9 protein-coding genes and 5 tRNA genes are annotated in these 11356 nt (G+C 70.6%); 12 read left to right on the top strand and 2 right to left on the bottom strand.

Annotated elements, in window-relative coordinates:
- Positions 1–1149: V-type ATP synthase subunit B (locus ABZ281_RS18610; RefSeq protein ID WP_356656760.1), on the top strand; the 1149-nt coding region annotated here is incomplete at its 5' end.
- Here the strand turns inward: ABZ281_RS18610 and ABZ281_RS18605 are convergent.
- Complete coding sequence (locus tag ABZ281_RS18605; RefSeq protein WP_356656758.1) at positions 1055–4234, bottom strand: nitrate- and nitrite sensing domain-containing protein; 3180 nt, start codon at positions 4232–4234, stop codon at positions 1055–1057. The two genes, ABZ281_RS18610 and ABZ281_RS18605, sit on opposite strands and share 95 nt — an antisense overlap.
- Before the next feature lie 603 nt (positions 4235–4837).
- Between ABZ281_RS18605 and ABZ281_RS18600 the strand changes: the two genes are divergently transcribed.
- From ABZ281_RS18600 to ABZ281_RS18555, 10 genes are all read left to right on the top strand, one after another.
- Positions 4838–5029, top strand: coding sequence for a hypothetical protein (locus ABZ281_RS18600; protein ID WP_184854233.1), 192 nt, complete (start codon positions 4838–4840; stop codon positions 5027–5029).
- Between the two features lie 172 nt (positions 5030–5201).
- On the top strand, positions 5202–5978 hold the full coding sequence (locus ABZ281_RS18595; RefSeq protein ID WP_142159145.1) for a fumarylacetoacetate hydrolase family protein: 777 nt from the start codon (positions 5202–5204) through the stop codon (positions 5976–5978).
- Positions 5971–7455 (top strand): glutamate--tRNA ligase, encoded by a 1485-nt coding sequence (gene gltX / locus ABZ281_RS18590; RefSeq protein WP_356656755.1) that lies wholly within the window; start codon positions 5971–5973, stop codon positions 7453–7455. The genes ABZ281_RS18595 and gltX overlap by 8 nt, the downstream gene beginning before the upstream one ends.
- A gap of 451 nt (positions 7456–7906) precedes the next feature.
- Positions 7907–8536: a hypothetical protein gene (locus tag ABZ281_RS18585; protein WP_356656753.1), complete on the top strand. Its 630-nt coding sequence runs from the start codon at positions 7907–7909 to the stop codon at positions 8534–8536.
- 40 nt (positions 8537–8576) lie between these two features.
- Positions 8577–9308: an HAD family hydrolase gene (locus ABZ281_RS18580; RefSeq protein WP_356656751.1), complete on the top strand. Its 732-nt coding sequence runs from the start codon at positions 8577–8579 to the stop codon at positions 9306–9308.
- An 89-nt stretch (positions 9309–9397) separates the two neighbouring features.
- Positions 9398–9469, top strand: a tRNA-Gln gene (locus ABZ281_RS18575).
- Positions 9470–9490: 21 nt separating this feature from the next.
- A tRNA-Glu gene (locus tag ABZ281_RS18570) sits at positions 9491–9563 on the top strand.
- 40 nt (positions 9564–9603) lie between these two features.
- Positions 9604–9676: transfer RNA gene (locus tag ABZ281_RS18565), tRNA-Glu, on the top strand.
- A 20-nt stretch (positions 9677–9696) separates the two neighbouring features.
- Positions 9697–9768, top strand: a tRNA-Gln gene (locus ABZ281_RS18560).
- 28 nt (positions 9769–9796) lie between these two features.
- A tRNA-Glu gene (locus tag ABZ281_RS18555) sits at positions 9797–9869 on the top strand.
- Between the two features lie 185 nt (positions 9870–10054).
- Here ABZ281_RS18555 and ndgR read toward each other — a convergent pair.
- Positions 10055–10771 carry an IclR family transcriptional regulator NdgR gene (ndgR, locus tag ABZ281_RS18550; protein ID WP_102910828.1) on the bottom strand — a complete coding sequence of 239 codons (717 nt, stop codon included), beginning with the start codon at positions 10769–10771 and terminating at the stop codon, positions 10055–10057.
- A gap of 195 nt (positions 10772–10966) precedes the next feature.
- Between ndgR and ABZ281_RS18545 the strand changes: the two genes are divergently transcribed.
- Positions 10967–11356, top strand: a 390-nt coding sequence (locus tag ABZ281_RS18545) for an aconitase family protein (protein ID WP_356656748.1), incomplete at its 3' end; no start/stop codon positions are given.

Genomic DNA, 11356 nt, shown 5'->3' with positions numbered 1-11356 from the left:
GGCACGGAGTGGCTCGGCCGGGTGTGCAACGGCCGGGGCGAGCCCCTGGACGGCGGCCCGCCCGTCCTCGGCTCCCACGACGCCGAGGTGGGCGGCGCCCCCATCAACCCGGTGCGGCGCGAGCCGCCGTCCGAGCCGGTGCTCACCGGCGTCGGGGTCGTCGATGCCCTGACCACGCTGGTACGGGGCCAGAAACTGCCGGTGTTCTCGGTGGCCGGGCTACCGCATCTCGAACTGGCCGCCCAGATCGCCGCGCAGGCCACCGTCGGCGGAGAGGCGTTCAGCGTCGTCTTCGCGGGCATGGGGCTGACCCACGCCGACGCCTCCTTCGTACGCGACGTCCTGGAGGAACGGTCCGCGGCCGGGGAACTGGTCCTGCTGCTGAACACCGCCGACGACCCGGTGATCGAACGGATCCTCACCCCTCGCATCGCTCTCACCGTCGCCGAGCACCTCGCCTTCGACGAGGGACGGCACGTCCTGGTGGTGATGACCGACATGACCACGTACGCCGAGGCCCTGCGCGAGGTCTCCGCCGCCCGCGGGGAGATACCCGCGCGCCGTGCCTACCCCGGCTACCTCTACAGCGACCTGGCATCCCTCTACGAACGCTGCGGACGCATCCGTGGCCGTCCCGGCTCGGTCACCGTGCTGCCGGTGCTCACCATGCCCGCGGGTGACATCACCCATCCCGTCCCCGACCTGACCGGCTACATCACCGAGGGCCAGATCGTGCTCTCGCCGGAGACCCATGCGCGGGGCGTGTACCCGCCGCTGGACGCCCTGTCCTCCCTTTCGCGGCTGATGCGCAAGGGCGCCGGCCCGGGCCGTACCCGCGACGACCACCTGGACGTCGCGGCCCAGCTGCTGGCCGCCCTGGCGCGGGCCCGGCAGGTCCGTGATCTCGCGGACCTGGTCGGCCAGGCGGCGCTCAGCCCCACCGACCGCCGCTACCTGGACTTCGACCAGGCGTTCCTGCGGGACTTCACCGACCAGCGAAGCGACGAACCGCGCGAACTCGACACTTCGCTGGAACGCGGCTGGCGGGCTCTGCTCACCCTGCCCCGCAGCCAGCTCTCCATGCTTTCCGCGCGGCTCCTCGACGCCCACGGGGCCGAAGACGTCCCCGCCACGGAGACGCCCCGGTGACCGGCGCCCGCCGTACGCCGCCCGGCCGTGCGGGACGCCTGCGGCTGCGGCACAGCCTGGACGTCGCCGAGCGCGGTGCCGGGTACTGACCCGACGTGGAGGACGGGTCGGGGCGGCCGCCCGGGGCGCCGAAGACGTCCGGGCGGACGAACTGGCCCTGGCCCTGCGCAGTGTTCGCCCCGGGGCCGAACGGGTCCGCCTGCTGAGCGGCGCCGAAGTCGGCCGGCGAGCCGAGGCCCTGCCGGTCGTTGTCGCGCTGCACGGCCGGCATCTCGGTCGTCGCGCCCGGACCCTGGCGGTCGTCGACGCGCGGGAGGGACGAGGTGCGCGAGACGTCCGGCTCCTCGTGGCCGCGCGGGGCGTCCAGCGAGGCGCGCGGCACCGGGGGCTGCGCGTTCTCGTCGCTCCAGCTCGGCACGCGGGGCTGGGCGTCGCCACCGGGCAGCTCGGCCCGCGGACCACCGCGCGGCGGCAGCTGCGGCCTGCGGCCCTTGCCTTGCTCGGCGTTGCCGCTCTGCTTCTTCCGGCTCCGGCCACCGCCGAAGGCGTCCTGGCCCTGCGGCCCGTTGGTGCCCACGGCCTGCAGACCCTGCGGGGCGCCCGGAGCTTGCTGACCGAACCCACCGGCACCGCCCGGAGCCGGACGGCCCTGCGAGGGACCACCCTGCTCGAACGGCGACGGGCCGGGACCCTGCGGTCCGCGCGCACCGCCCGGCGCTCCCGGACGGCCACCGTCCGCGTCGCGCCCGGGCAGCGCGGCCCGCGGGCCCTGACCGGGACCGAGGCGGCCACCGCCGGACGCACCGGCCCCGAGGGCACCGGCGCCCTGTCCGGCACCGGCGGCACGCCGGGCCGCGGCCGCACCGGCTGCGGCCTGCGCGGCGGCGGGACCGCCGCCACCGACCGGCGGCTGACCGGGCTGCTTGGGCTGGGGCTTGCGGCCGCCCTGGGCGACGTCGACGGGCAGCATGACCAGCGCGGTCGTACCACCGGAGTCGGACGGGCGCAGCTGGATGCGGATGCCGTGCCGCTGGGACAGCCGGCCGACCACGAACAGACCCATGCGGCGGGAGACGGAGACGTCCACCGTCGGGGGAGAGGCGAGGCGCTCGTTGATCGCCGCCAGGTCCTCCGGCGACAGGCCGATACCGGTGTCGTGGATCTCGATCAGCACACGGCCGTCGGGCAGCGCGTGACCGGTGACCTTGACCTTGGTCTGCGGCGAGGAGAACGAGGTCGCGTTCTCCAGCAACTCGGCGAGCAGGTGCACGAGGTCGTTGACCACGCGGCCGGCCACTTCGGTGGTCGGCACCGAGGCCAGCTCGATGCGCTCGTACTGCTCCACCTCGGACGCGGCGGCGCGGAGCACGTCGACCAGCGGGACCGGACGCGTCCAGCGGCGGCCGGGCTCCTCACCCGCGAGGACGAGGAGGTTCTCACCGTTACGGCGCATGCGCGTCGCGAGGTGGTCGAGCTTGAACAGCGAGGACAGCTGGTCCGGGTCGGCCTCGCGGGACTCCAGTTCGGAGATGAGCGAGAGCTGACGCTGGATGAGGCCCTGGGAGCGGCGCGAGAGGTTGGTGAACATCGCGTTGACGTTGCCCCGCAGCAGGGCCTGCTCGGCGGCGAGGCGGACCGCCTCGCGGTGCACGTCGTCGAAGGCCGCGGCCACTCGGCCGATCTCGTCCCGGGAGTGCACACCGACCGACTCCACGGACGTGTCGACGTCCTGCGGGTCGGACTCGGACAGCTGCTTGACCAGCTCGGGCAGGCGGTCGGAGGCGACCCTGGTCGCGGTGTCCTCCAGGCGGCGCAGCGAGCGGATCATGGACCGCGCCACGACGAAGGCGCCGACCAGCGACACACCGAGCACGATGAGGATCAGGGCACCGGAGATGATCGCGTCGCGCTCGGTGGCGCTGCGCAGCTCGCGGGCCTTCTGCTCCATCTCCTCGAGCAGCGTGTGCTCGATGTTCTTCATCTGCTGGATCTTGGTGGAGCTGTCGTCCAGCCAGTCGCGGTAGGACCGCTTGTCCTGCTGGGCGAGACCGCTCGCGGAGACCAGGGCGCGACCCGCGTAGGTGTCGGTCGCCTTGATCGTCGAGTTGCCGCCGTCCTCGATCGGCTTGAGCAGCTCGGCGGCGGAGTCCTCGCCGTAGATGCTCTTGAAGCTGCGAAGCTCGGAGTTCTGGCTCTCCAGGGCGGACTCGGCGTAGAGCCGGTCGTTCGGCGAGAGCTTGCCGGTCGTGGTGTTGCTCGCGGGCAGGGCCGCCGCCAGGGCCGCGCGCTGGATCGAGGAGTACTCCTTGGCGGAGGAGAACGCCGCGAGCGCACGCGTGCGCTGGATCATGTCCGGGTTGCTGGTCGCCTCGGCCATGTCCTGGGAGAGGTCGACCAGGTTCTCGATCAGACGGTGGTACGCCTCGATCGTCTGCGTGGAGTTGTCCTCGGAGGCGTAGGCGCCCTTGCGGATCTGCTCCAGGTCGCCCAGCTCACCCGCGAGCTGGACGAGGTACTCGCGGACGCCCTTGAGATTGCCGTCCTTGCTGCTGGTGTCGATCTCCTCGGAACTGTCGAGGAAGTTCTTCATAGCCCGGTCGGTCTTCTCGCGAAGGCCCTTGACCGTGAAGTCGGTCGCCTTGCCGCCGTGCGCGAGCGGGCCGGCCGACTGGTCGCGCTCCTCCTGGAGCGCGGCCGACAGCTCGGTGGCCTGCTTGGTCAGATCCGTCAGCAGCTTCATGTTGTCCAGCTGCTGGATGTTGTCCATGGAGTCGTTGATGCGCAGCGCGCCCAGCGACGTGGCGGCCACCACCGGGAGCGCGAGCAGCGACACCAGGCGGGTGGAGATGCGCCAGTTCCGCAGGGCTATTCGCGGACCGGGGCCCACCGGGCCCGTCGGCGGCTTCAGACCCTTGGACGGGCTCGCGGAACCGGAAGCGGTCGGCCCGGAGCGCTCATCGCCGTCACCGGCAGGGCCCTGGTTCTGGGCGTGCTGGGGCGAGGAGCCGCCATTCATGGGGCCAGTCCCGCCGTGCGGCTCCGGCTCCGCCGAAGCGCTGCCATCCCTCTTGAAACGTCCCTGCACTAGCGTCGCAACCTCTGGACCAGGCACCCCGTCGCCTGAACGGCGGGGCACGGTGTCGGCGTTCTGGGGACGCCCTGAAAAAGGCCCCCCGTGGTGGTCGTGAGTGACCGGCGCTGGCTCCCCCTTCTCACCGCCGCTCGGCGCGTCTGTGCGCCCCCTGTGCGCCGGCTCGATCCTGCGGCGGTCCGTGAGATTCCAGCACAGCACAGGATCTCCAACAAGGCCCGTAGGCCGAGCCGTGATGTAGGTGACGCCACGTGAGTGCCGGATCACCGGTCGTAGAAGGCGAGTTCGCCCATTTCGGGCGTAATACCGCGAGTCGACGAGCTGTGCCGGGTGTCCCAGTCGCCATGATCAGGAGCGGAATGATGGCTTCGGTAAGCCAATGTCCGTTTCGTTGGGGTGAGGCGTGAGTCCGGATTGACCGATTTGCCCTCTGATTCGTGAGGAAACTCACATGCCGATCATGGCCCCCGCGCGACCGAGCCGGGGAATTGGATGTTTAGCCTGACGCTTTACAGCGATGGCATAACCGACAACCCGCGCTCGTACGGGGGTTCACACCCCGCCCGGCGCCCGTCACAGGACAGGGTCACGTAAACAGTGAAGACGACGACGATGTTCCACAAGATCGCCAACCCGCGACGCACGACGCTGGCACACCTGGAAGACGCCGACGAACTGCAGACGCCGGAGCAGCCGGAGCACCCCGTCGACCTGCCGGCCCAGACCGCAAACCCCAAGCGCACCATCCTCATGGAGATCCCCGTCGCGGCCGCCGCGGCCGCGGAGTGACACCAGCAAGTACGCGTGCCGGCCATCGGATGCTCACGGCGGCAGGCCACGGATTTTCCAGGGGCGCCCCCCGCGACGGGGCGCCCCTTCATAATGCGCGGGGCGGGAACACCTCCCCGCGTTAGCCTGGACCGTCAGACTCCAGCCGCTCAGTCAAGGGGCCAAGCATCCCGTGCGCATCGCCAGGTTCTCCATCGACGGGAACGTCGCCTTCGGCGCCATCGAGGGCGACAAGCAGGACGAACTCGTCCTGGACATCATCAAGGGCATCCCGTTCGCGGACTTCGAGCTCTCCGGTACCAAGGTGCCGGTGAGCAAGGTCAGGCTGCTGCCGCCGGTGCTCCCCAACAAGGTCGTGGCCTTCGGCCGCAACTACGGCGAGCACGCCCGCGAGCTGGGCCACGAGGTGCCCGACGTCCCCTTCGCCTTCTTCAAGCCGTCCACCTCGGTGATCGGCCCCGGCGACGAGATCCAGTACCCCTCCTTCTCCGAGGAGGTCCACCACGAGGCCGAGCTGGCCGTGGTGATCGGCCGGATGTGCCGCGAGGTCCCGCGCGAGCGCGTCAAGGACGTGATCTTCGGCTACACCTGCGCCAACGACATCACCGCCCGCGACGTGCAGCGGCGCGAGAAGCAGTGGGCCCGGGCCAAGGGCTTCGACAGCTCCTGCCCGCTCGGCCCCTGGGTGGAGACGGACCTGGACGCGAGCGACCTCACCATCCAGCTCACGGTCAACGGCCAGCAGCGTCAGCTGGGCCGCACCAGCGAGATGATCCACTCCGTCGAGGACCTGATCGTCAACATCTCCGAGGCCATGACGCTGCTCCCCGGCGACGTGATCCTCACGGGCACCCCGGCTGGGGTCGGCCCCCTGAACGTCGGCGACGAGGTCGCCGTCACCATCGAAGGCATCGGCACTCTCACCAACAAGGTTGTCAAGCGTGGCTAGCGCATCCGGCACTCCCGTACGCGTCCGTTTCTGTCCGTCGCCCACCGGTAACCCCCACGTGGGCCTGGTCCGCACCGCCCTGTTCAACTGGGCGTTCGCCAAGCACCACCAGGGCACCCTGGTCTTCCGCATCGAGGACACCGACGCCGCCCGCGACTCCGAGGAGTCGTACACCCAGCTGCTCGACTCGATGCGCTGGCTGGGCTTCGACTGGGACGAGGGCCCCGAGGTCGGCGGCCCGCACGCGCCGTACCGCCAGTCGCAGCGCATGGACCTCTACAAGGAGGTCGCGCAGAAGCTGCTCGACGGCGGGTACGCCTACCGCTGCTACTGCTCCCAGGACGAGCTGGACACCCGCCGCGAGGCCGCCCGCGCCGCCGGCAAGCCCTCCGGCTACGACGGCCACTGCCGTGAGCTGACCGCCGCCCAGGTCGAGGAGTACCAGGCCCAGGGCCGCGAGCCGATCGTCCGCTTCCGGATGCCCGACGAGACGATCACCTTCACCGACCTGGTCCGCGGCGAGTTGACCTTCACCCCGGAGAACGTCCCGGACTTTGGGCTCGTCCGCGCCAACGGCGCCCCGCTGTACACGCTGGTCAACCCGGTCGACGACGCCCTGATGGAGATCACCCACATCCTGCGCGGCGAGGACCTGCTCTCCTCCACCCCCCGCCAGATCGCCCTGTACAAGGCGCTGATCGAGCTGGGCGTCGCCAAGGAGATCCCTTCCTTCGGCCACCTGCCGTACGTGATGGGCGAGGGCAACAAGAAGCTCTCCAAGCGCGACCCGCAGTCCTCCCTCAACCTCTACCGGGAGCGTGGCTTCCTCCCCGAGGGCCTGCTCAACTACCTCTCCCTGCTCGGCTGGTCCCTCTCGGCCGACCAGGACGTCTTCGGTACCGACGAGATGATCGCGGCGTTCGAGATCTCCGACGTGCAGCCCAACCCGGCCCGCTTCGACCTGAAGAAGTGCGAGGCCATCAACGGCGACCACATCCGTCTGCTGGACGTGAAGGACTTCACCGAGCGCTGCCGCCCCTGGCTCCAGGCGCCGTTCGCCCCCTGGGCGCCGGAGGCCTTCGACGAGGCGAAGTGGCAGGCCATCGCGCCGCACGCGCAGACCCGCCTCAAGGTGCTCTCCGAGATCACCGACAACGTCGACTTCCTGTTCCTGCCGGAGCCGGCCGAGGACGAGGCCAGCTGGACGAAGGCGATGAAGGAGGGCTCGGACGCCCTGCTGCGCACCGCTCGCGAGAAGCTGGAGGCCGCCGACTGGACCTCCGCCGAGTCGCTCAAGGAGGCCGTCCTGGCCGCCGGCGAGGCCCACGGCCTCAAGCTCGGCAAGGCCCAGGCCCCCGTCCGCGTCGCCGTCACCGGCCGCACGGTCGGCCTGCCCCTCTTCGAGTCCCTGGAGGTCCTGGGCAAGGAGACCACCCTGGCCCGGATCGACGCGGCGGTGGCGAAGCTGGCCGCGTAACGCGAAGCACCACTGAGCGAGGGCGGCGTCCGGTTCGGGCGCCGCCCTCGCCATGTCCGCCCGGCCGTCACCCGGGGTTCATCCTTGCGGCCAACTCCCGTCTCCGGTGGGGACGTTGGATGCCCGGTGCGCGTGTGTGCCCTGGTACAGGGGGAGACAGCATGATCCGCCGGCTGGAGGCGGCCCTCGGCGACGGCCGGGTCAGCCATCTGTGGACCAGCGAGACCGGCGAGGAGTCCGTGGTCAGCGCCGGCCTCGACACCACCACGGTCCTCACCGGGCCGACGGACGGTGACGCGGCCGGCCGCATCGGCGCGGGCTCCGGCCGCTACGTGCTCTACAACGGCGGCTCCGGCGAGCAACGGGGCGTCGACTTCCCCCGAGCCGCGACCGCCGACGAGACCACCCTCACCCGCGACCGCGCCGCCGCCGCGGTGTGGGGTCAGACGCTGTGGGCCCCTGGCACCACGCAGGGCTCGGTCACCGGCCGCAACCTCAAGACCGGCACGACCACCACCATCGCCACCGGAGCCCCCTGCGCACCCCCACCGACATCCAGGCCGTCAAGACCTGGCTGTACTGGTCCTGCGGCAGCTCGGCGGGCGTCTACGACCGGTCCGCCGCCCGCAAGATCACGGTACTGGCCGACCTCGGCCCGGCCCGCCTCGCCGACGGCTTCCTGCTCCGCGAGAACCGCACCACCCACGAACTGCTGCTCACCGACTTCCCCACCGGCACGGCCTTCACCCGCACTCGGGTCGAACTGCCCACCACGGACCAGAACATCAGCGGCAGTAACGGCCGCTGGGCCGTCGACCGCTCCGGCGGCCCCGTCGCCTACGTCAACGGCACGTACGGCGAGGTGTCGATCGTCCCCAGTGGCGTCCCCACCTCGCCCCTCGCGCAGACTCCAGGTCGACTCACCGTCCGTGATCAGGCCCTTCCCCCGGGCGCCGGCCTGGCAGCTGAACAAGCCCTCCAGCTGGCCCCTGACCCTCACCAACGCCTCCAGCGAGATCGTCCGCACGCTGACCGGCAGTTCCACTCCGGGGCCCGGACCTCATGCTCCCGGGCACCATGACCCCGGGCTGAGAGCACACCGCGGTGGGTACGGTCGGAGCATGAGCATCCAAGCCGTGGTCTGGGACGTCGACGACACCCTCTTCGACTACACCACCGCCGACCGCCTCGGTATGCGCGCCCACCTCACGGCCGAGGACCTGCTCGACCGCTTCGGCAGCGTCGAGCAGGCCCTCGACCACTGGCGGGAGATCACTCACCTGCAGTGGGCCCGCTTCTCGGCCGGCGAGGCCACCTTCGAGGACCAGCGGCGCGATCGCGTACGGGTGTTCCTCGACCGGGACCTCACCGACGCCGAGGCCGACGCATGGTTCCAGCGGTACGTCACCCACTACGAGGCGGTCTGGGCCCTCTTCCCGGACGTCCTGCCCGTCCTCGATGCGCTGTCCGCCAGCCACCGGCACGCCGTGCTCTCCAACTCCAGCCTCCCCGTCCAGGACCGCAAGCTGCGCGCCCTCGGCGTCCACGACCGCTTCGAGACCATTCTGTGCGCGGCCGAGCTCGGCATCTCCAAGCCGGAGGCCGGGGCGTTCCTCGCGGCCTGCGAATTCCTCGGACTGCCGCCGCACCAGGTCGCCTACGTCGGCGACCACCCGGAGATCGACGGGCGGGGTGCCGCCGACGCCGGACTGCTGTCGGTGTGGATCGACCGCGGCGGCCTGTACGCCACGATCGACCCGCCCGTCGGGCCGCACCGCATCGCCTCCCTCGGCGAACTGCCGTCCCTGCTCGGCTCGGATACTCGTTTTGGAGCCCCGTCCACCTTCAGGTAATGTTCTTCCTGCGCCGCGGGAAGCGGGCCGGAAGGCCGGAACCCCAGGCGCACAGCTAGGACACAGACCCCCCGGGGCTTGCGTTCCAGTGGCCTATGGTGTAATTGGCAGCACGACTGATTCTGGTTCAGTTAGTCTTGGTTCGAGTCCAGGTAGGCCAGCTCGCAGAGCTCATCTGCATCGCCCCCGTTGTGTAGCGGCCTAGCACGCTGCCCTCTCAAGGCAGTAGCGCCGGTTCGAATCCGGTCGGGGGTACTGGTTCCGAGCGATCGACGATCATCTCGGGACTGCTAGGGCCCCCGTTGTGTAGCGGCCTAGCACGCCGCCCTCTCAAGGCGGTAGCGCCGGTTCGAATCCGGTCGGGGGTACTGACTGGTCTAAACCACATTGGTCTATGGTGTAATTGGCAGCACGACTGATTCTGGTTCAGTTAGTCTTGGTTCGAGTCCAGGTAGACCAGCTCGGACCTGCGGAAACGCAGTGTCCAGGCCCCCGTTGTGTAGCGGCCTAGCACGCCGCCCTCTCAAGGCGGTAGCGCCGGTTCGAATCCGGTCGGGGGTACGTACGAGAAAGGCCCTCCACTTCGGTGGGGGGTCTTTTCGCGTCCAACCCAGGGGCACGGGGAACTGCGCGACCAGCCACGGCGGGCCGGCGCTCGACAGCGGAACCGCACCTACTGCGGCGCGCACTCGGGGAAAGCCTGCCGCGGCGTTGAGGCCTGCTCTCCCCAAGGGCGATCAGCCGGTTCAGCCGGTGCGCCGCAGGGCCTCGGAGAGGCGCCCCGCCGCATCGATCACGGCCTGCGCGTGCATACGGCCCGGGTGACGCGACAGACGCTCGATCGGCCCGGACACCGACACGGCGGCCACCACCCGGTTCGAGGGCCCCCGCACCGGCGCGGACACGGACGCGACACCCGGCTCCCGCTCACCGATCGACTGCGCCCAGCCCCGCCGCCGCACACCCGACAGCGCCGTCGCCGTGAAGCGCGCGCCCTGCAGACCGCGGTGCAGCCGCTCCGGCTCCTCCCAGGCCATCAGGATCTGCGCCGAGGAGCCGGCCTTCATCGTGAGCGTCGAACCGACCGGGACGGTGTCCCGCAGTCCGGACAGACGCTCCGCCGCGGCGACGCAGATGCGCATGTCGCCCTGGCGGCGATAGAGCTGCGCGCTCTCGCCCGTGATGTCACGAAGATGCGTGAGCACCGGGCCGGCGGTGGCGAGGAGACGGTCCTCACCCGCGGCCGCGGCAAGCTCTGCCAGGCGAGGGCCGAGAATGAAACGGCCCTGCATGTCGCGCGCCACCATGCGGTGGTGTTCCAGGGCCACGGCCAGGCGGTGGGCCGTGGGTCGTGCCAGTCCGGTGGCGCCGACCAGACCCGCGAGGGTGGCCGGACCGGACTCCAGAGCGCTCAAGACGAGGGCCGCCTTGTCCAGAACGCCGACGCCGCTACTGTTGTCCATGAAACGATACTCGCGTCTCACTCTGTGAAACGCAAGTTCAATTTTCCGTGGAACGCGCCACCCTGGAATCACGAAGTCACAACGGCCCGTGACGTAAGGGCCTGGCGGTGTGTGCCCGGGATCAGGGGTACGGGCACCGCCTCCTCAAGATCTCTAGTTGGGCCGGCGGATCGTCGTCGGTCGGAGGGAACAGCGATGGGTAGGACACTCGCGGAGAAAGTCTGGGACGACCATGTCGTCCGGCGCGCGGAGGGCGAGCCCGACCTTCTCTTCATCGATCTGCACCTGCTGCACGAGGTGACCAGCCCGCAGGCCTTCGACGGCCTCCGCAAGAGCGGCCGCCCCGTGCGGCGCCTGGACCTCACCATCGCCACCGAGGACCACAACACCCCGACCCTCGACATCGACAAGCCGATCGCCGACCCGGTCTCCCGGGTTCAGCTGGAGACGCTGCGCAAGAACGCCGCCGACTTCGGCGTGCGCCTGCACCCGCTGGGCGACGTCGAGCAGGGCGTCGTGCACGTCGTGGGCCCGCAGCTGGGCCTGACCCAGCCCGGCACCACCGTCGTCTGCGGCGACTCGCAC

It is taken from the genome of Streptomyces sp. NPDC006265, assembly GCF_040613555.1.
Classification (GTDB): Bacteria; Actinomycetota; Actinomycetes; order Streptomycetales; family Streptomycetaceae; genus Streptomyces.
This window is presented reverse-complemented; position numbering and strand designations above follow the sequence as displayed.

Coding starts and splice junctions, on each gene's coding strand:
- ABZ281_RS18580 (WP_356656751.1), top strand. CDS start 8,577: ATGAGCATCCAAGCCGTGGTCTGGGACGTCGACGACACCCTCTTCGAC.
- ndgR (WP_102910828.1), bottom strand. CDS start 10,771: ATGGACAACAGTAGCGGCGTCGGCGTTCTGGACAAGGCGGCCCTCGTC.